General features: G+C 72.6%; 22 protein-coding genes. 15 read left to right on the forward strand and 7 right to left on the reverse strand.

Going from position 1 to position 19,372, the window contains the following annotated elements:
* The first annotated feature begins 48 nt into the window (after positions 1-48).
* Together ABME02_RS08295 and ABME02_RS08300 are read left to right on the forward strand one after the other, a co-directional pair.
* Positions 49-915 (forward strand): NAD-dependent epimerase/dehydratase family protein, encoded by an 867-nt coding sequence (locus ABME02_RS08295; protein ID WP_353814807.1) that lies wholly within the window; start codon positions 49-51, stop codon positions 913-915.
* Positions 912-1,706: a transglutaminase-like domain-containing protein gene (locus tag ABME02_RS08300; protein WP_353814808.1), complete on the forward strand. Its 795-nt coding sequence runs from the start codon at positions 912-914 to the stop codon at positions 1,704-1,706. The genes ABME02_RS08295 and ABME02_RS08300 overlap by 4 nt, the downstream gene beginning before the upstream one ends.
* Before the next feature lie 10 nt (positions 1,707-1,716).
* On the opposite strand, the gene ABME02_RS08305 is transcribed toward ABME02_RS08300, so the two are convergent.
* Positions 1,717-2,067, reverse strand: coding sequence for a hypothetical protein (locus ABME02_RS08305; RefSeq protein ID WP_353814809.1), 351 nt, complete (start codon positions 2,065-2,067; stop codon positions 1,717-1,719).
* Between the two features lie 348 nt (positions 2,068-2,415).
* On the opposite strand from ABME02_RS08305, the gene ABME02_RS08310 reads away from it, so the two are divergent.
* A complete protein-coding gene (locus ABME02_RS08310; RefSeq protein WP_353814810.1) occupies positions 2,416-3,159 on the forward strand; it encodes a glucose 1-dehydrogenase in 744 nt (247 codons plus the stop codon).
* 100 nt (positions 3,160-3,259) lie between these two features.
* Here the strand turns inward: ABME02_RS08310 and ABME02_RS08315 are convergent, their stop codons facing one another.
* Positions 3,260-4,291, reverse strand: a complete 1,032-nt coding sequence (locus ABME02_RS08315; protein WP_353814811.1) for an SDR family oxidoreductase — start codon at positions 4,289-4,291, stop codon at positions 3,260-3,262.
* Between the two features lie 92 nt (positions 4,292-4,383).
* Between ABME02_RS08315 and ABME02_RS08320 the strand changes: the two genes are divergently transcribed.
* A complete protein-coding gene (locus ABME02_RS08320) occupies positions 4,384-5,049 on the forward strand; it encodes a TetR/AcrR family transcriptional regulator (protein WP_353814812.1) in 666 nt (221 codons plus the stop codon).
* Here the strand turns inward: ABME02_RS08320 and ABME02_RS08325 are convergent.
* A complete protein-coding gene (locus tag ABME02_RS08325) occupies positions 4,997-5,362 on the reverse strand; it encodes a hypothetical protein (protein ID WP_353814813.1) in 366 nt (121 codons plus the stop codon). The genes ABME02_RS08320 and ABME02_RS08325 overlap by 53 nt on opposite strands.
* A 130-nt stretch (positions 5,363-5,492) precedes the next feature.
* Between ABME02_RS08325 and ABME02_RS08330 the strand changes: the two genes are divergently transcribed.
* Positions 5,493-6,440 (forward strand): GlxA family transcriptional regulator, encoded by a 948-nt coding sequence (locus ABME02_RS08330; RefSeq protein ID WP_353814814.1) that lies wholly within the window; start codon positions 5,493-5,495, stop codon positions 6,438-6,440.
* 10 nt (positions 6,441-6,450) lie between these two features.
* Here ABME02_RS08330 and ABME02_RS08335 read toward each other — a convergent pair whose 3' ends face one another.
* Entirely contained in the window at positions 6,451-7,038 is a 588-nt protein-coding gene (locus ABME02_RS08335) for a VanZ family protein (RefSeq protein WP_353814815.1), read from the reverse strand.
* A 200-nt stretch (positions 7,039-7,238) separates the two neighbouring features.
* Between ABME02_RS08335 and gap the strand changes: the two genes are divergently transcribed.
* Positions 7,239-8,237 carry a type I glyceraldehyde-3-phosphate dehydrogenase gene (gap, locus tag ABME02_RS08340; protein ID WP_353814816.1) on the forward strand — a complete coding sequence of 333 codons (999 nt, stop codon included), beginning with the start codon at positions 7,239-7,241 and terminating at the stop codon, positions 8,235-8,237.
* A gap of 118 nt (positions 8,238-8,355) precedes the next feature.
* Here the strand turns inward: gap and ABME02_RS08345 are convergent, their stop codons facing one another.
* Positions 8,356-8,838, reverse strand: a complete 483-nt coding sequence (locus ABME02_RS08345; protein WP_353814817.1) for a hypothetical protein — start codon at positions 8,836-8,838, stop codon at positions 8,356-8,358.
* Positions 8,839-9,060: 222 nt separating this feature from the next.
* On the opposite strand from ABME02_RS08345, the gene ABME02_RS08350 reads away from it, so the two are divergent.
* From ABME02_RS08350 to ABME02_RS08390, 9 genes are all read left to right on the forward strand, one after another.
* Positions 9,061-10,155 (forward strand): fatty acid desaturase family protein, encoded by a 1,095-nt coding sequence (locus tag ABME02_RS08350; protein WP_353814819.1) that lies wholly within the window; start codon positions 9,061-9,063, stop codon positions 10,153-10,155.
* A 123-nt stretch (positions 10,156-10,278) separates the two neighbouring features.
* Positions 10,279-10,704, forward strand: coding sequence for an aspartate 1-decarboxylase (panD, locus tag ABME02_RS08355; RefSeq protein WP_353814820.1), 426 nt, complete (start codon positions 10,279-10,281; stop codon positions 10,702-10,704).
* 136 nt (positions 10,705-10,840) lie between these two features.
* Positions 10,841-11,395, forward strand: a complete 555-nt coding sequence (locus tag ABME02_RS08360) for a dihydrofolate reductase family protein (protein ID WP_353814821.1) — start codon at positions 10,841-10,843, stop codon at positions 11,393-11,395.
* Positions 11,396-11,544: 149 nt separating this feature from the next.
* Positions 11,545-11,901 (forward strand): hypothetical protein, encoded by a 357-nt coding sequence (locus ABME02_RS08365; protein ID WP_353814822.1) that lies wholly within the window; start codon positions 11,545-11,547, stop codon positions 11,899-11,901.
* 61 nt (positions 11,902-11,962) lie between these two features.
* Positions 11,963-12,616 carry an NADPH-dependent F420 reductase gene (locus ABME02_RS08370; protein WP_353814823.1) on the forward strand — a complete coding sequence of 218 codons (654 nt, stop codon included), beginning with the start codon at positions 11,963-11,965 and terminating at the stop codon, positions 12,614-12,616.
* A 247-nt stretch (positions 12,617-12,863) separates the two neighbouring features.
* Positions 12,864-13,052 carry a hypothetical protein gene (locus ABME02_RS08375; RefSeq protein ID WP_155050889.1) on the forward strand — a complete coding sequence of 63 codons (189 nt, stop codon included), beginning with the start codon at positions 12,864-12,866 and terminating at the stop codon, positions 13,050-13,052.
* A 105-nt stretch (positions 13,053-13,157) separates the two neighbouring features.
* Positions 13,158-15,029 carry a hypothetical protein gene (locus ABME02_RS08380; RefSeq protein ID WP_353814824.1) on the forward strand — a complete coding sequence of 624 codons (1,872 nt, stop codon included), beginning with the start codon at positions 13,158-13,160 and terminating at the stop codon, positions 15,027-15,029.
* Positions 15,030-15,044: 15 nt separating this feature from the next.
* Positions 15,045-15,317 (forward strand): hypothetical protein, encoded by a 273-nt coding sequence (locus ABME02_RS08385; protein WP_353814825.1) that lies wholly within the window; start codon positions 15,045-15,047, stop codon positions 15,315-15,317.
* 113 nt (positions 15,318-15,430) lie between these two features.
* Positions 15,431-16,774, forward strand: coding sequence for a type I glutamate--ammonia ligase (locus tag ABME02_RS08390; protein WP_353814826.1), 1,344 nt, complete (start codon positions 15,431-15,433; stop codon positions 16,772-16,774).
* Positions 16,775-16,836: 62 nt separating this feature from the next.
* Here the strand turns inward: ABME02_RS08390 and ABME02_RS08395 are convergent, their stop codons facing one another.
* Together ABME02_RS08395 and ABME02_RS08400 are read right to left on the reverse strand one after the other, a co-directional pair.
* Complete coding sequence (locus ABME02_RS08395; RefSeq protein WP_353814827.1) at positions 16,837-17,592, reverse strand: helix-turn-helix domain-containing protein; 756 nt, start codon at positions 17,590-17,592, stop codon at positions 16,837-16,839.
* Positions 17,579-19,105, reverse strand: a complete 1,527-nt coding sequence (locus tag ABME02_RS08400; protein WP_353814828.1) for an APC family permease — start codon at positions 19,103-19,105, stop codon at positions 17,579-17,581. The genes ABME02_RS08395 and ABME02_RS08400 overlap by 14 nt, the downstream gene beginning before the upstream one ends.
* Between the last annotated feature and the right edge of the window lie 267 nt (positions 19,106-19,372).

Here is a 19,372-nt window from a genome sequence, read left to right on the forward strand (position 1 = left end):
CGCGCCGAGGCAGGATGGTGGAGGACGAGGACCACGAGGAGGGCATCCATGCCGAAGCGCATCTGCGTCACGGGCGCGTCAGGACTCGCGGGCCGGGCCGTCGTGCTCGACCTGCTCGACCACGGGTACGAGGTGCTCGCGACCGACGTCACCCCGCCGTCGCCGAAGCTGCCTGCCAGGTGGTCGCGGACCGACCTCGTGTACACGCAGGCCGACCTCACGGACTTCGGCGACACGGTCGAGGTGCTGCAGGACGTCGACGCGGTCGCCCACCTCGCGGCGATCCCGGCGCCGACGATCTTCACGCCGGCGCGGACGCTGAACGTGAACAACGCCATCAATTCCAACGTCTTCCTCGCGGCCGCGAAGGTCGGCCTCGAGAAGGTCGTGTGGGCGTCGAGCGAGACGACGCTCGGCCTCGACTTCGGCCCGGACGGGCTGCCCGACTACCTGCCGCTCGACGAGGACCACTACCCGAAGCCGAACTCGACGTACTCGCTGTCGAAGGTGCTCGGCGAGACCATGGCCGAGCATGTCGCCGACTGGACGGGCATCCCGTTCGTCGCGCTGCGCTTCTCCAACGTGATCGATCCCGACCGGTACGACGAGTTCCCGTCCTTCGAGGACGACCCGCGCTCGCGGCTGTTCAACGCGTTCGGCTACATCGACGTGCGGGATGCCGCGCAGTCGGTGCGCCGTGCCCTGGAGGCCGACGTCGACGGCGCGCGCGCCTACGTGATCGCGAACGCCGACACGGTGATGAGCCGGCCGACGCGCGACCTCGTCGAGGAGTTCTTCCCGGGCGTCTCGCTGAAGCGCGACTTCGCGGGCACTGAATCGCTGTTCTCGATCGACCGGGCGCGCGACGAACTCGGCTTCGAACCCGAGCACGGCTGGCGCGAGGGCCGCTCGTGACGGCGCGCTCGGTCGGCTGCGAGATCCGCCTGCAGGTCGACGAGCCCGCCCGGCTGGCGTTCCAGGTCGCCGTGGCGAGCGGCGTCGAGGCGGATGAGCGGCTCGAGTTCCGCACCGACGGCCACGCGATCGAGGCGGTCGAGCTGACGGATGCCGCGGGCAACCGCCTGCACGTCGTCGACGCGCCCGCCGGGCGGCTCGAGTGCTCGTACGCGGCCGAGGTGCCGGGGCGCGAGGCCGCGGCATCCGTCGACCCCGTCGACCTGCTGACGTACCTGCGGCCGAGCCGGTACGCCGAGTCGGACCGGCTCGCGGCGACGGCGGCCGCCGAGTTCGCGGGGATCGAGGGTGCGGACCGGCTCGCGGCCGTCTCCTCGTGGGTCGGAACGCGCCTGTCGTACGTCCCCGGTTCGAGCAGCCCGACGGATGGCGCGGTGCAGACGCTCCTCGCGCGCCGGGGCGTGTGCCGCGACTACGCCCACCTCGTCGTCGCCCTGCTGCGCGCGCTCGACGTGCCGGCGCGGCTCGTCGCGGTGTACGCGCCGGGCCTGGATCCGATGGACTTCCACGCGGTCGCCGAGGCCTGGGTGGACGGCGCCTGGCACGTCGTCGACGCGACCACGCTCGCCCCGCGCGACGCCATGGTGCGCATCTCGACCGGGCGCGACGCGGCCGACACCGCGTTCCTCTCGGCGTACGGCGGGGTGGTCCGGCTGGATTCGGTCGAGGTCACGGCCGTGGCGGACGAGCTCCCCGACGACGACGTGCGCCGGCTCGTGCGACTCGGCTGACGGCGCCGCGTCAGCGGACGACGGTCGCGGCCGGCATCAGCAGGGCGGGCAGCACCGAGATCCCGACGATGGCGAGCGCGCCGATGCCGAGCCACACCGCGGCGATCGCGGCGGCGGAGGGACGATCGCCGACGCGCCGGGCACGGCTGCGCGCGACGAGTCCGAGCGTCGAGGTGAAGATCGCGAGCGCGGCGAGCAGCGCCGAGCCGAGCGACTCGCGGTAGGGCGTCGCGAACGCGAGGATCACCGTGGTCAGGCCGAGGACGAGTGCCGCGGACCCGAGCCCGCGACCGGAGGACGCCGAGGGGTCGCCGACGCGCAGGCGCTCGTCGCCCGGCTCGTGCGTCTCGGCTGCCGACATGTCCCGTCTCCCCCCGGATGTTCGCGTGACGGTGCCCGCGTGCCGGGAGATCCGGTACGTCGTCGTCCCAGCTCGCGGTGGTGCTCCCGACATCCTCCCGCGAGGCGCGAGCGTATGACGCCGGTTTGGGGTACACGGCGGTCACGATCCGGTCACGTCGATTTCGATCGGGTCACGACGGTCTCGGCGACGTCACGATCCGAGCCGGGTCTCCGGTTCAGGCGATGCTCAGGCATCGGTAATCGACAGGTGTAGATTAGAGGCGCACCCGGAGCCATCCGACCCCGGGCCCAGCAGGCAACGAACGCCGCAGGGCCGACGCCCGCGGCGAGACAAGGAGCGTCAGCAATGGCACGCGTCAGCGGCAAGGTCGCACTCATCAGCGGTGGAGCACGGGGCATGGGCGCCTCGCACGCCCGCCTCCTCGTCCAGGAGGGCGCCAAGGTCGTGATCGGCGACCTGCTCGACGACGAGGGCGCCGCGCTCGCCGCCGAGCTCGGCGAGGCGAACGCCCGGTACGTGCACCTCGACGTCACCGACTACGCGCAGTGGGAGGCGGCCGTGCAGGTCGCCACCGAGGCGTTCGGCCGGCTCGACGTCGTCGTGAACAACGCCGGCATCGCGAACTTCGGTCCGCTCGAGGACTACACGCTCGAGGCGTGGGACACGATCCTGAAGATCAACCTCACCGGCGTCTTCTACGGCATCAAGGCCGCGATCCCCGCCCTCAAGGAGTCGGGCGCCGGCTCGATCATCAACATCTCCTCGACCGCGGGCCTGCAGGGCTACGAGGCGCTGCCCGGTTACAACGCGGCGAAGTTCGGCGTGCGCGGCCTCACGAAGAACGCGGCGCTCGACCTCGGCCGCTACAACATCCGCGTGAACTCGGTGCACCCGGGCGTCATCCGCACGCCCATGACCGAGGCGCTCGACACCCCGCAGAACCACGTCGCGCTGCACCGCGTCGGCGAGCCCATCGAGCTGTCGAACCTCATCCTGTTCCTCGCGAGCGACGAGTCGAGCTTCTCGACCGGCGCCGAGTTCGTCGCCGACGGCGGCGAGACCGCCGGCCTCGCGCACTACGAGAGCTGAGCCGGCACTCGCGATGCGCACCGGCGGGCGGATGCCCCGGCCCCGCGCCGAGGCATCCGCCCGCCACCCGTCCGGGCGGCGCGACGACCGCCCGGAGCGGTCAGTCGCGGACGAGCCCGAGGTCGACGAGGCTCCGCGCCGAGGCGAGCACCGACTCGTCGCGGTCCCGCGGCGTCCAGCCGAGGACCCGGGTCGCCTTCTCGTGCGACGCGTCGCCGCGGCGGCCGAGCTCGTGCGACATGAGGCGCAGGTCGCGGTTGAACGGCGCCCCCGCTCGCACGACCCAGTCCGGGATCACGCGGGTCGGCACGCGCCTGGCGCGCTCGCCGAGCTCGGCACGCAGGAGCCGGGCCAGCTCGATGTAGCTGATCGCGTCGCCCGAAACGGCGAGGAACCGCTCGCCCGCGGCATCCGGATGGCGCATCGCGAGCACGTGCAGGTCGGCCACGTCGCGCACGTCGACCCCGCCGACCGAGCCGTTCGGCACGACGGGGAAGGCGCCGTCCAGCAGTTGCCGGAGCAGCTCGAGCGACGACGACAGGTCGGTGCCGAGCGCGGGCCCGAAGATGCCGACGGGATTGACGGTCGCCAGCTCGAGGTCCCCGCCCTCGCGGTCGATGAAGTCCCACGCCGCGCGCTCGGCGAGCGTCTTCGACTTGGCGTACGGCGTGACGCCGGGGCCGTCGGGGTCGGTCCAGTCCTCCTCGGTGTACGGCCGGCCCGGGTTCGGGCGGCCGTAGCCGATCGCCGCGAACGACGACGTCTGCACCAGGCGGCGCACGCCCGCGTCGCGTGCCGCGCGGAGCACCCGCAGCGCGCCGTCGCGCGCGGGCACGATGAGCTCGTCCTCGTCCTTCGGCTGGCGCGTCGGGAAGGGCGATGCCACGTGCAGCACGTGCGTGGCGCCGGCCACGGCCTCGTCCCAGCCTGCGTCGTGCAGCAGGTCGACGGCGACGACCTCGACCCCGCCCGGGTCGGCCCCGGAGCGTCGCACGAGCTCGCGGACCTCGTCGGCGCGCGCGAGGTCCCGGACGGTGGTGCGCACCCTGGCCCCGTCGCCGAGCAGCCGGATGATGCAGGTGATCCCGACGAAGCCCGTGCCGCCGGTGACCAGGACCAGTTCGTCGTCCACGATCGCCTCCCGGATGGGACCCTATCCCGGTGCGGGGCGCGACGGGCCGACGCCGGCCCGGGCCGGCGCGCCGCGGTCGCTAGGGTGACGGCATGAGCGAAGCGGATGCCCCGGCACCGACGGTCGCGCCATCGGCGGTCGCATCGCCCGCCGACGACCCGCGCCACCGGCGCACGCGCGCCGCCCTCACCGCCGCGCTCCTCCGCCTGCTCGAGCGGGAGCCGCTCGACGCGATCTCGGTCGCCGCGCTCTGCCGCGAGGCGGCCGTGCACCGCACCACGTTCTACGCGCACGCGTCGAACGTGCACGACTTCGCGCTCGACGTCTTCACGCAGGACCTCGACCGGCTCACGGCCGTGGCGGTCGAGCCGGAGGCGGAGACCCCCGAGCACGTCGCCGAGCGCTACCTCGCGTCGCTCGTGGCGGTGCTCGAGCACGTCGCCGACGACCGCGCCGGCTATCGCGCGCTGTTCGGCTCGACGAGCCGGGGCGTGTTCCGCTCGGCACTCGATGCACGGATGCGGGTCCGGGCGCGCCTCGCGCTCGAGGTGTGGCGCGCCCAGGGCGTGCCGGGCGCCCCGCACGACGACGTCGCGATCGCCGAGGCGGCCGCCTACATCGCCGGCGGGCTCGTCGGTGCGCTCGAGACCTGGGCCATGGGCGACGAGACGGATGCCGCGGCATCCGCTGCCCGTCTCGCGACGCTCATGCCGTCGTGGTGGCCCCGGCAGCCCTCGCCGCCGCCCAGCGGTCGATGAGGATCGGGATGGCGGTCCGCACCCAGAACGACGGCAGCACGTGCCCGTCGCTCATGCCGCTGCCCGTCACGAAGGCGGCGACGCGCAGCGGCGCGTCGGTGTCGGTCAGCGGCTGACCGGTCAGGCGCGCGAACTCGCGCTGGACCGTGCTGCGCACGTCCCAGAACCCGGCGGGGAACGGCTCGCCGGTGAGGGACTCGCGCATCGCCTCCCAGAGGTGCGGGTCGCCGCGCAGGCCCCACTGCACCAGGCCGCGTGCGAAGAGCGACGCGAAGTCGGCGACGGATGCCTGGGGGTCGTCCGGGGTCGGCATGCGCCCACGCTACGCGGCGCCGCGGTCGGGCCGCGACGGCGCAGACGTGCGAGATCCTTGCGATCGGTGGCATCCTTGTCATGACCTGCATCACCCGCTGCCGGTCGGCCGTGCAGGGGAAGGCGAGCGGATGTCGCAGGGGAACCACCGGGTCGCCGTGCTCGTGCTCGAGGGGGCCAAGCCGCTCGACGTCGGGATCCCGGCGCAGACCTTCACGACGCGCGCCAGCATGCCCTACGAGGTGCGCGTGTGCGGTGCGCAGCCCGGCCCGGTGACCGGCGGCGACGGCCTCTCGTACCACGTCGCCGACGGGCTCGAGGCGTTCGAGTGGGCCGAGACGATCTTCATCCCGGGCTACCGGCACCCCGACCGCGAGGACCCGCCCGCCGCCGTGGTCGAGGCGCTCCGGGCGGCGCACGAGCGCGGGGCGCGGCTCGCCGCGATCTCGACCGGCGCGTTCGCGCTCGCCGCGACCGGCCTGCTCGACGGGCGTCGGGCCACGACGCACTGGCACTACACGCGCGCGCTGCAGGCGCGGCATCCGCTCGTCAGGGTCGACGAGAACGTGCTGTTCGTCGACGAGGGGCAGGTGCTGACGTCGGCGGGCGCGGCATCCGGCATCGACCTCTGCCTGCACCTCGTGCGACGCGACCACGGCGTCGCGGTCTCGAACCACGCCGCGCGGCGGCTCGTCGCGGCGCCCTACCGGAGCGGCGGGCAGGCGCAGTACGTCCCGCGCGCGCTGCCCGAGCCGCTGGGCGAGGTGTTCGCCGCGACCCGCCAGTGGGCGATGGAGCACGTGCAGGATCCGCTCACGCTCGCCGACCTGGCGCGGAACGCCAACGTGTCGCCGCGGACGTTCTCGCGCCGGTTCGTCGAGGACACGGGCTACACGCCCATGCAGTGGATCCTGCGCGCGCGCATCGACCTGGCGCGAGAGCTGCTGGAGCGCACCGACCTCGGCGTGGAGCAGGTCGCCGACCGCGTCGGCCTCGGCACGGGCGCGAACCTCCGGCTGCACTTCCACCGCATCCTCGGCACGTCGCCGAGCGAGTACCGGCACACGTTCGCGGCCTGAGCCGCGGACCTCAGCGCGTGCCGCGTTCCGCGGGTGCGCGGGCGGGGGCGCGGCCGCTCGAACGGTCGTCGGGGAGGCGGAGGCCGCCGGTCGCCGTGCGGAACGCGCCGGTCGACGTGGGCCGCAGCGGCGACGTGCGCGTCACCTCGCGCGCGAGCGCCGCACGACGGCGGGCCTTGATCCTGGCCGGGATGCTCGCGATCGCGTCGGAGATGCGCGCGACGAGGATCCCGATCACGGCGCCGAGCGAGTTCGCGACGAGGTCGCGCGGGTCGGAGATCCGGTCGGCCATCGGGATCTGGGCGACCTCGATCAGGAGGGCGAAGCCGGCGCTCATGACGGCCGGCACGACCGCGGGCGCCCCGCGCAGGGCGAAGGCGAGCAGCGCGCCGAACGGCACGAACAGCAGCACGTTGAGCTCGAACTCGGTCTGCGAGCCGATCGTCCACGTGTCGGAGTCGACCCAGATGGTCGGGTCCAGGATGCCGCGGCGCGCCTGGTTCCCTGAGACCGCGCCGGGCGCGGGTCCCAGCGTCACCCAGAGCATGACGACGGCGTACGCGAAGAGCAGCACGGCGGCGGTTCGGGAGGGACGCATGTCCCGATCGTCTCGGGCCGACCTTTGTCCTTCCTGTGTGCCGGGTGGGAGCCCGGATCGAGTCGGGGATCGACCGGCGCGGCGGGGAGCGGCCATGGGGTTGGCGAGATCCTTTCGCATACTGTCGCTCCGGCCACTGCCGGGGCATCCGTCACACCATGATGCTGGAACGCGCAACAGAGGAAAGGACCCCTGACGTCATGACCCGCATCGCCGTCAACGGATTCGGCCGCATCGGCCGCAACGTCGTCCGCGCACTCATCGAGCGCGACGCCGACTTCGAACTGGTCGCCGTGAACGACCTCACCGAGCCCGCGGCGCTGGCGCGCCTGCTGAAGTACGACACGGTCGGCGGCCGCTTCGGTCGCACCGTCGAGGTCGACGGCGACGTCCTCGTCATCGACGGGCACCGCGTGAAGGTGCTCGCCGAGCGCGACCCCGCCAAGCTCCCCTGGGGCGAGCTCGGCGTCGACATCGTGCTCGAGTCGACCGGCCGCTTCACCGACGCCGAGGCCGCGAAGGCGCACCTCGAGGCCGGCGCCAAGAAGGTGCTCGTCTCGGCCCCCTCGAAGGGTGCCGACGTCACGCTCGCCTACGGCGTGAACACGGATGCCTACGACCCCGCGGCGCACACGATCGTCTCGAACGCGTCGTGCACCACCAACGCGCTCGCTCCGCTCGCGAAGGTCCTCGACGACCTCGCCGGCATCGAGCACGGCTTCATGACCACCATCCACGCGTACACGCAGGACCAGAACCTGCAGGACGCCCCGCACTCCGACGCACGTCGTGCCCGCGCCGCCGCCGAGAACATCGTGCCGTCGTCGACCGGTGCCGCGAAGGCCATCGGCCTCGTGCTGCCCGGCCTCGACGGCAAGCTCAACGGCGACTCGATGCGCGTTCCCGTGCCGGTCGGCTCGATCGTCGAGCTCAACGCGACCGTGTCGAAGGACGTCACGCGCGACGAGGTGCTCGCCGCCTACCGTGCCGCGGCCGAGGGTCCCCTGAAGGGCGTGCTCGAGTACTCCGAGGAGCCGCTCGTCTCGAGCGACATCGTCGGCAACCCGCACTCGTCGATCTTCGACGCCGAACTCACCCGCGTCGACGGCAAGCACGTCAAGGTCGTCGCCTGGTACGACAACGAGTGGGGCTTCTCGAACCGCGTCATCGACTCGCTCGGGCTGCTCGCCGCGGTCTGATCGCACCGACTCCGGTCGGCTCGGGGGGCGGTACCCGGGCCGACCGGCCCCGACATCGCGTCGGCGGGGGAGTGGAGCCCCCGCCGGCGCGATTCACATGCCGGGCGCCGTCGCGGACTCAGCTGTACTGCGAGTGGTGCGGCGAGAAGTCGATGCGCTCGACCTCCTCGAGCACGCGGTTCGCACGCTCGGCCGCGCGGCTGGCGAACTCGGCCGCGTCGCGCGCCTGGGCGGACCTGGTCGTCGCCGCCGCGGTGCCGATCTCGTCGAGGATCCCGCCGATCACGGACGCGAGGCCGTGCTCGAGCTCGCTCAGGTTGGTGCCGCCGATGAGGAGCCGGCGGTCGGCGGGGCGCAGCGTGACATGCGCGTAGCCCGCCTTGGCGAGTGCGGTGTCGACCGCGGGGGCTGCGAGCAGGTCGAGCTCCTGCGGCAGCGGTCGACGCGTGAAGACCGCTGCGACGGTGTAGCGCTCGGGTGCGTCGACGGTGCCCAGCTCGGGCGGCAGCTCGGTGACGAGGATGTGGTCGACCGCGAACGAGTCCGACTCCTTCGCGGTCCGGCTCGGCGGAGGAGTGGTGGTCTGGGAGTTCGAGTTCATCTTCGGAGCGTAGGCCTCGAACATGTACTCCCTCACAGTTTCGCGGCGCGTGCGCGGAGCGCATCGGCGGTCCCGCTCAAGGCGAAGCTGAGAGTTCCTCCGGACTTTCGGAGCGGTCCGGTGACGCGGACGTAGCCTGAAGAAAGGGTAGGACCGGCAGGCGCCGGATGGCGACGAGAGAAGTCCCGCCGGCGCACCGTCGGTGCGGGGAAGCAGGTCGTCATGACCGGAATCATCGAGGTCGCGACGACGCCCGGCGGCACGCGTCCGACCCGCAGCAACAGCGACTTCACCGATCTCGCGCGCCGTGTGAAGGACGCCGGACTCATGCGGAGGCGCTACGGCTACTACTGGACCAAGCTCGTCTCGGTGCCGCTCGCCTTCGCCGCGGCGATCGCGATCTTCATCTGGATCGGTGACACGTGGTGGCAGCTCTTCACCGCAGTCGGATTCGCCGTGCTGTTCACGCAGACGGCGTTCCTCGGGCACGATGCCGCGCACCGTCAGATCTTCCGGTCCGGGCGGTGGAACGACTGGATCAGCCTGATCGTCGGCGACCTGTTCATCGGCATGAGCTACGGCTGGTGGCAGCACAAGCACACCCGCCACCATGCGACGCCGAACCAGGTCGGCGCCGACCCCGACATCGAGCTTCCCGTGGTCGCGGTCACGCCCGACCGGGCCGCGCGCGCCAAGACGCGAGTGATGCGCTGGATCATGTCGCACCAGGGCGTGTTCTTCTTCCCGATCCTGTTGCTCGAAGGACTGTCGCTGCACGCGTCGAGCGTGCGGCGGGTGCTGGTCCGTGAGCGCGTTGCGCGTCGGCCCGTCGAGATCGCGTTCCTCGCGGTGCGGATCGTCGGGTTCGTCGCCCTCGTCTTCCTGGTGCTCTCGCCGGGCGTGGCCGTCGCGTTCCTCGCGGTGGAGCTCGGCGTCTTCGGCGTCTACATGGGCATGTCCTTCGCGCCGAACCACAAGGGCATGCCGCTCGTGCCGAAGGGGCTGAAGCTCGACTTCCTGCGCCGGCAGGTGCTGATGAGCCGCAACATCCGCGGCAACCGATTCCTCGACGTCGTCATGGGCGGCCTGAACTACCAGGTCGAGCACCACCTGTTCCCGTCGATGCCCCGCCCCCACCTCCGGGAGGCCGCCGCGATCATCGCCGACTACTGCCGCGAGCGTGGCGTCCGGTACACCGTCACGGGCCTGTGGCAGAGCTACGGCATCGTCCTCCGCTACATCAACCGGGTCGGCCTCGGCGAGCGCGACCCGTTCGTCTGCCCGCTCGTCGAGCAGCGCGCGAGCCTCACGGCCTGACGATCGGCGGCGTCCCCCCGCGATGCCGCGTCGCGCCGCAATGCGGCGTCGCGCCGCCGGCCCGGCGTCGTGCCGTGACGCCGTGGTCCGGCTTCGCGGCGCCGTGCGGTGCAGGATCGGAGGATGGCCGAATTCCACCGCACGATGCTGAAGTCCAAGATCCACCGCGCGACCGTGACCCACGCCGACCTGCACTACGTCGGCTCGCTGACCGTCGACCTCGACCTGCTCGACGCTGCCCATCTCCTGGCGGGCGAGCTCGTCTCGGTCGTGAACATCAACACGGGCGACCGCTTCGAGACGTACGTGATCGCGGGTGAGCGCGGCTCCGGGGTCATCGGCGTGAACGGCGCGGCCGCGCGCCTCGCCGCCGCCGGTGACCTCGTCATCGTCATCTCGTGGGCGTCGGTGGCCTCGACGGATGCCGCGGGGTTCGTGCCGCGCATCGTGCACGTCGACGCCGCCAACCGCATCCTTGAACTCGGCGCCGACCCGGCGGAGGCGGTCGTCGAGGGGCTCGCGACGCCGCCGCACGCGCTCGCGGGCTGAGCGACGCGGGTCGCGGCATCCGCCCCCCGGAGCCGATCTCGACGGATCTCGCTCGCCATGTCGATCTCACCCTCGCTCGTTCGACGTCCAGAATGAGAGGCACCCCGCCTCGCCCGAACCGAGCAAAGGACGACCCATGCGCACCCTCATCGTGACCGAGTTCATCACCCTCGACGGCATCATCGACTCGCCCGGCGGCGGCGATCACCCGCGCGCGGGCTGGACCTTCACGGAAGTCCCCTTCGTCGAGGAGGCCTACGAGATCAAGGGCCGCGAGCAGCTCGAGGCGGGCGCCATGCTCATGGGCCGGGTCAGCTACGACGAGTTCGCGCCCATCTGGCCGACGATGACCGAGGAGTTCGCCGAGTACAACGCCATGCCGAAGTACGTGGTCTCCTCGACGCTGACCGATCCCGAGTGGGAGGGCACCACCGTGCTCCGCTCGCTCGACGAGGTCGCGGCGCTCAAGGAGGGCGACGGCGACCCGATCATCGTGCACGGCAGCGCGACGCTCGCGAAGGGCCTCGCGGCCGCCGGCCTCGTCGACCGCTACCACCTGCTCGTCTTCCCGGTCGTGCTCGGCGACGGCAAGCGCCTCTTCGACGGCAACGAGCAGGGCACACTGAAGCTCGTCGAGCACCAGGCCTACTCGAACGGCGTCGTCAAGAACGTCTTCGACGTGGTGCGGTAGGCGAGCGGATGCCCCGGCCCGACTCGGATTCCGTGTCCGCCCCGTCCGATGCTGCCGCGCCCGAAGTCCGCAGCCGAACACGGTGGTGGCGACGACGCCCGCCCGCTTCCCACACGCGTTTCGCCCGCGGCGTGTGGTGGGCCGGGCACGTGCAGCTTCCGATCTCGCTCGCGCTCTTCGCCGTCTGCCTCCCCGTGCTTCTCGCGGTGACGCGCCCCGCGCTCGGCTTCGCGTTCCCATCGTGGTTCAGCGTCGACACCTCGGCGGGAGGCCCGGCCTGGATCGGCCTCGCGATGGCCGGACCGTTCGCGCTGTCCGGGCTGATGCTCAGGGCCACCAGCCACTGGCGGCTCTACTGGGATGAGCCCGTGGGCGGCGGTCTCGCCGCACGGTTGCTCGGGCTGGTCGCGACGATCGTCGGGATCGCCGTCGTGTCGATCCTGCTCACGATCGCCGCCGCGTTCCTGATCCTCATCGCGGGGTCGTGGGCCCTCGGGGCCGCCTGAGCACGCGCTGGGCATCGCGGGTTCCGGGAACAGTCCTCCCGAGGCATCCGTTGGCGTCACCATGACCACCACTCTCGGAATCATCGGAGCAGGACACATCGGCAGCCAGGTCGCTCGGGCGGCCCTCGCGAACGGCTACGAGGTCGTCATCGCGAACTCGCGGGGTCCGGAGACCCTCTCGGACCTGGTCGACGACCTCGGGCCGGGCGCTCGTGCCGCGACCGCGGCGGAGGCCGGCGCGGCGGGCGACATCGTCGTCGTGACGGTGCCGTTCAGGGCGTACGCGTCGATCCCTGTCCAGCCGCTCGCCGGCAAGGTCGTGATCGACACGAACAACTACTACTGGGAGCGCGACGGCCGCGTGCCGGCGCTCGACGAGGGGCATGCGACGGTCTCGGGCCTGCTGCAGGCGCACCTGCCGGAGAGCCGGGTCGCCAAGGGCTTCAACCACATCATGGCGAAGGACATCACGACGGATGGCGTTCCAGCCGGAACGCCCGGTCGTCGAGCCCTCGCGACCTCGAGCGACTTCGAGGATGCCGCCGCCACCGTCGAGCGCCTGTACGACGAGTTCGGCTTCGACACGGTGAACGTCGGCCCGCTCGCTGAGAGCTGGCGCGTCGAGCGCGACCAGCCGGCGTACGTCGTGCCGCAGACGCGCGACGAGCTCGTCGCGAACCTCGCCCGCGCCGAGCGCGGGCCTGCGGCGGCCTGACCCGAGGTCTCGCGCTGCGGGAGGGGACCGGACAGGCGTTGCGGGTGCACGGTTCACGGCACCCGCGATGTCTGTCGTGGCACGGGCGGAGGCCGGCGAACGCCGACCGGACGGGGTCGCGATCCGAACGGACCGTGATGACGAAACGTTCACATTCGGCTTTGCGGTGGGCCCGCGACGCGGTATCTTCCTCTGCACCGGTTGACGACGACGTCATGATCGCTCCGAGGACCGAGAAGAGGAGACCATGATCTACGAAGACCGGGACCGCCTGAAGCGCGCCCTGCAGGCCAGCGCAGAGGGAACCAGCCGACAGCTCGAACTCGACGAGGCCGCGCGTGAATGCGCGGAGGCCTTGATGACGGGCGCGATCGACCTGGCGCAGGTCCACGCACAGCGCTACTCCGAGCTGAAGGGCGTGCCCGCCGTCTCCTGACGCGACCCGCGGATGCCGCTGTCGCTCAGTGCCACCCCTGATGCGAGACGCGGTGGTCGAGTGCATCATCTGCGCTGACCCGGCCTGTCCTTGGGGGAGGACGCGATGGAACACGGCCAGCACGACGACCAGCACCACGACGACCAGACGACGACGGGCACGCCCACGGAGCCGCCGGGCGCCGACAGCGCGCGGGCGTCGAACGGCGCGAAGCGACCGCAGCGACACCGCCAGGCGATCGTCGTCGTCCACGGCATGGGCGAACAGCGCCCGGTCGAGACGCTGAACGCCTTCAGCACGATGATCGCGAACGGCAGTCCCTTCCACTCGAGGCCGTCGAAGGTGGGCGACTACGAGGCGCGGATGCACGTCATCCCGCCGACGCCGCCCGAACACGACGGCGAGGGCTCGACGTTCGATGTCCAGACCGACATCTACGAGTACCACTGGGCGCACCTCATGCAGGGCAACCGGCTCGACGACCTCTGGCCGACGTTCCGGCGGGTGATGTTCCCGGTGACGGGGCTCGTTCGCGCCGTGATCGGAATCGCGCTCCTCGGCCTCATCGTGCTCGGCCTCGCCTGGCTGAGCGGCGTGCTCGACGCCCCGACACCGTGGGCGGCGCCGGCGCTGATCGCGGCATCCGCCGTCATCGTGCTCGCGATGATGCTGCCGCTCGTGCCGCCGGGGCTCATCGGGCTCTGGGTCGTCGTGTGGGCCGCGGTCTTCGCACTCGTCTGGGCATTCATGGCGGTGCCCGCGGTACGGGACCTCGCGAGCTTCGACTCCCCGGTCGCGCTCATCGGTGCCCTGTTCGCGGGCAGCGCGTCGGCGATCGCGGTGGTCGCCTACCTGGCGAGCCGCGTGCTGCCCGGATGGCTCGTCAAGAACTTCGTGGACGTCGTCCGCTACCTCGACACGTCGCCCCGGTCGTACGACGCCCGGCACGAGATCCGGAAGGGCATCGTCGACCTCCTGCAGGGCCTCCACGATTCGGGGAAGTACTCGCGCATCGTCGTCGCCGCCCACAGCCTCGGGTCCTACATCGGGTACGACGCCATCTCGTACCTGTGGACCGTGCGCAACGAGCGCTTCACGCTCGAACCGTCGGATGTCGCGGAGCTCGAGTCGGCGGCCGCCGACCTCCACCGGAGCTGGGCGGGCCGGACCCGCCTCGACTTCGCGAGCCGATGGACTCGACTGGCGGGGAAGCGCGACGCGTACCGGCATGCCCAGCGGCACGTCTGGCTGAAGCAGCGCGAGGCGGGACATCCGTGGCTCATCACCGACTTCGTGACCTTCGGCAGCCCGATGAACTTCGCGGACCGGATCTTCACGCGCAGTTGGACGGAGTTCGACACGCGGATCGCCCGCCGGGAGCTCGTCACCTGCCCGCCGGTCTCCGAACGGGCGACCGCCGAGAACCGCGGGCTCACGGCCGAAGGCCGCACCGGCCTGATCTGGCGCGCCACCGGCTCGCGCAAGTGGAGGCTGCACGAGGCCGCGCCGTTCGCGGTCGTCCGCTGGACGAACCTCTGGTACCCGGCACGGTTCTTCTTCTTCGGCGACTGGTTCGGCGGGCCGCTCGCGCGGCTCTACGGCCCCGCCGTGGAGGACGTTCGCCTCGACCACGCGTCGGCCGCGAGCCGGATCCCCGGCTACGCGCACGCCGTCTACCTGCGCGAGGGGACGCGGTCGCGTCCCATGGCCCTGCGTCGCCGTGGGTCCTTCGGCGTCGCGTTCGAGCGTGCGCTCGACCTGCGGAGCCTCGCCTGGCTGCCCGACGTATCGACGAAGCCCGCCCGCACGTCGTCGTCGTCGACATCGCCGTCGCCGAAGTCCGGCGCGTCGCGCGGCGTCGGCGCGACGCCGCGCCGCACGGTCTCGGGGGCGACGCGGCGCGCGCGCGCGAACGCAGGACGCACCGAGCCGTCGGTCGCGCCGGCGACGAACCGAGGCGGTGGGTCCGATGCATGAGCGGCGCCGGCTCGCGTGATCGCGATTCCCGCCGCGGTAGTGGTGCTGCTCGCGGGCTGCTCGGGCTCGAATGCCCGCAACGGGTTCCGGATCCTCGGCGAGTTCGCCTCGGAGATCGGTTCCGCCGCGTACGGGGAGGCGCCCGGTTCGGCCGCCTCGACCTGGGCGGAACGCATCGAGAACCTCGGGGACCTCGCGTACGACGAGCCCGACCAACAGGAGTTGGCCGGGCTGAAGCTCGCCCGGGATGCAGCCGTGCACGGATTCCAGCGGGCGTACTGCACCTGAGTCCGGGACGCGCTCGCACGCGAAAACCGCGCGAAACGCGCCGGGTGCATACTGATCCCGAGCGCCGGGCCCGACCTCCCCCGACCGGGACCCCGGCTGGGAGGAGACCCGGCATGAACCGATCCGTGCGCTTCGACGACATCCGCGCCCTGCTCGTGTGCCACGTCGACAACGCCGGCATCTCGCGCGTGAAGGTGCTGCCGCACCGGAAGCTCCTGTCGGCGAGCACGCACGGCGTCACGATCTCGAACAGCGTCGGCGTGCTGTTCTCGGTCGACGACCACCTGAACGCCATCCCGGACGTCGACCCCGTCGTGGGCGACCTGCGCGGCATCGCCGACACCTCCTCGATGGCCATGCTCGACCGCGAGGCGCGGCTCGCATGGGCGCCCGCCGACCTGTTCTCGCTCGACGGCACGCCGCATCCGACCTGCCAGCGCACCGCGCTGCGGCGGGTGGTCGACGATGCCGAGGACGCCCGGCTGACCTTCCTCGTCGGCTTCGAGCTCGAGTGCACGGTGTTCCGTCCGTCGCCCGTCGAGGGCGAGCCGCCCGTCCCGGCCACGACCGGTCCGGCGTACTCGACGCGTGCGCTGCTCGAGCTCGAGGGGTTCGCATTCGCCGCGCTCGAGGCGCTCGACGTCGCCGGCGTGCCGGTCGACCAGATGCACCCGGAGTTCGGCACCGGCCAGCTCGAGTTCGCGTTCGCCCCGCGCGACCCGCTCGCCGCGGTCGACGACCTCGCCCTGGCCCGCGTCGTGCTGGCCCGCGTCGCCCAGAAGCACGGGCTCATGGTCTCGTTCGCCCCCGTGCCGATCGTGGGCGGATCGACGAACGGATGCCACGTGCACGTGTCGGCACGACGCGACGGCCGCAACGTCTTCGCCGAGCCGAAGGCCAAGTTCGGCGTCGCGCCGCTCGGCGCGAACATGATCGCCGGCATCCTCGACCGCCTCGAGGAGGGCGTCGCGCTGCTCGGCGGCAGCGTGCTCTCGTTCGCCCGGCTGCGCCCGCACGCCTGGGCGGGCGCCGACATCTGCTGGGGCGAGGGCAACCGCGAGGCGGCGATCCGCTTCGTGCCCGGCCAGGCGGGCATGGGCGCCGAGCAGTCGAACATCGAGGTGAAGCCGGTCGACGGCGCGGCGAACCCGTACCTCGCGACCGCCGCGATCATCGCGGCCGCGGTCGACGGGATCGCCCGTGACGCGACGCCTCCGAAGCCCGTGCGCGTCGACCCCTCGACCCTCACCGCCGCGCAGCGGCGATCCGCCGGCATCCGCCCGCTTCCGGCCGACCTCGGCTCGGCGCTGCACCGGCTGGAGTCGAGCGAGTTCTACCGCGGCGTGTTCGGCGACGTGCTGGTCGACGCGTACCTCGCGACGCGGCAGCACGAGTGGGAGGCGTACGGCGAGCACGTGCCGGAGGACGTCGCGGACCTCGTGCGCTGGAAGTACTGAGACGCTCTCGAACGCCCCGGCGAGCGGCCCGGTCGCCACGCCAGCACCTCGACCGCGCGGCGTCACGCGAGCAGCGGCTCCAGCCGGTCGGCGGCGCCGACGAGGGTCGCGAGCGCGGTGCCCGGGTCGGCGAGGCGGGCGGGCGTCGAGGCGAGCGCGAGGCCGGCGACGAGGGCGCCGCGGTCGTCGCGGATCGGCACGGCGAGGCAGGCGCGACCGCGGTCGATGGGCGAGTCCATGCGGACGTGGTCGCGCGTCGGGTCGAGGAGGAGCGCGCCGAGCGCCGAGACGTGCGGGTCGCGCGAGATGCGCACCTCGTCGCTGAACGGGAAGTCGGGGTCGGCGTCGACGATGTGCAGGATGCCGCCGTCGTAGCGGACGAGGTGCACGCCGGCGCGCACGCTGCCGCGCAGCTCGTCGACCACGCGGCGCACCGCGCGAGGAGGGGGCGGCGTCGGCACGAGCGTCGCGAGCTGGGTGACCTTGCTGCCGAGCGCGAAGCCCGACAGGTCGGGCAGGCGCACGAGGTACTCCTCCTGCACGAGCAGGTTGAGCAGGCGGTACGCGGTCGCGCGCGGCATCCCGAGGCTCCGCGAGACCTGCTGGGCGGTCACGCCGGGGCCGATGCGCGCGACCTCCTCCAGCACGTGCAGCGCGTGCTGGATCGCCTTCGGCTGGCGCGCGCGCAGCTCGACGCCGCCCGCGGCGGTGGAACCGATGACGCCGCCCGCGACGCCGGGACCGGCACCGGCCACGGCGGACCGGCCAGGGTCGGCGACGGATGCCGCGGCATCCGCTCGCTCGTCAGGCGCCGCCACGGCGGCCGCCCCACACGTCGGCGATGGTGGGCACGTCGTACACGCCGCGGATGCGCGGATGCCGGAACGCGAACGCCGTGCGCCAGGCGGCGAGCAGCACGGTGACGACGAGCACCCCGACCATGACCCACGCGGCGACGGCGCGGGCACCCGTCCACTCGACGGCGAGGTAGGCGACGAGGATCACGGCGACGGCGACCGCCCCGGCCGCGGCGACGAGGGTCGAGCGCCAGCCGGACTCGCCGATGCGCCAGAGGAACACGGGCGCGGCGACGCACGCGAGGAAGTACGCGACGAGGTAGCCCGTTGCGGCCCCGAGGAGCAGCCACTGCATCGTCGGCCAGATCTGCGCGCCGAGCAGCACCGACGCCGTCGGCACGGCGGTCACGAGGAGCATGGTGAGCGCGACGGCGGCGACAGGCGTGCCCGACCGGCGGCGGGTGCGGCCGAGCGCGCGGGGGAGCAGGCCCTCACGGGAGAGGGCGAAGAGCACGCGGGTCATCGCGGTCGCCGACGCGATGAGGCACGCGAACAGCGACACGGCGATCGAGAGTTCGAGCACCGCGCCGAGCCACGGCATCCCGAGGCCCGCGGTCAGGCCGTCGACGGGGAAGAAGCCGTCGCCGCCGCGGAGGTCGCCGGCGTCGCCGGCGGTGAGCTGCGCGTAGCCCGTGAGCAGGTACAGGCCGGCGGAGACGAACACGGTCCAGACGATCGCGCGCGGGATGGCCAGCAGCGGCCGCTTCGCCTCGCCGCCGAGGGTCGAGGCGCTCTCGAAGCCGACGAGCGCGGTCATCGCGAGCGCGGTCGCGACGAGCAGTTCGGGCCCGTCGATGCCGGTCGGGTCGAACACCGCGAACGTACGGTTCGCCATCATCGGGGCATCCGTCGCCCAGAGCACGGCGAGCAGGGCGAGGGTGAGCAGCCCGATGACGCCGACCGAGACGACCTCGGCGACGAGGGTCACCCGGGCCGAGCGGCGGATGCCGCGCACGAGGATCCAGAGCGCGAGGCCGCCGAAGCCCGCCATGAGCGCCGCGGCCCAGGCGCCGGTCGCCACGGTGCCGGAGACCACGAGGCCCGGGGCGACGAAGTCGGCGAGGGAGAGCGTCGTGTAGACCGTGCCCGCGAGGGCGAACATCGCCACGAACCCGTAGCCGACGAGCTGCGCGACGCCGCCGATCAGCGCCGCCGTCGACCCGAGGCCCCTCGCGATGTACGCCGAGACGCCGCCGGGGGCGGCCATGCGCCGGCTGAACTGCGTGATGGTGGAGGCCACGAGGAGGGTCACGCCCGCCGCGACGATCATGGGGAGCAGCGACGCCGATCCGGTGACCGCGGCGATGATCGCCGGGATGGTGAGCGCCGCGCCGGCGGGTGCGACCGCCGAGACCGACTGCGCGAGCACCTCGATCCCGCCGACGCTGCGCCGGGCGAGGCCCGCGACCGGGGATTCGGCGTCGAGGCCCGGCACGGGTTCGGGGTTCGCGATCGCGCGTTCCAGGGCGGACATCGGCGGACTCCTCGGGGTGGTGCGGGCGGTGCGGTCGCGACGCCGGCGGCGCGGCGGCCGCGCGAGCGGCTTCGTGCGCGGGGGCGTGCGGCGCAGGGGCGTGCGGCGCAGGGGCGTGCGGTCACGCGAGCCTAGGCGGCATCCGTTTCCCGCCTGCGTTGCGCATGTTTCCGGCCGATGACGCGTGAATGAGACAGCCGCGCGGGCGGCGTCTCAGTTGCGCGGCCCGAACCGTTACCGGCATCCGACGTCGACGCAACACGGGTT

The organism is Agromyces zhanjiangensis, assembly GCF_040496055.1.
Taxonomy (GTDB): Bacteria; Actinomycetota; Actinomycetes; order Actinomycetales; family Microbacteriaceae; genus Agromyces; species Agromyces zhanjiangensis.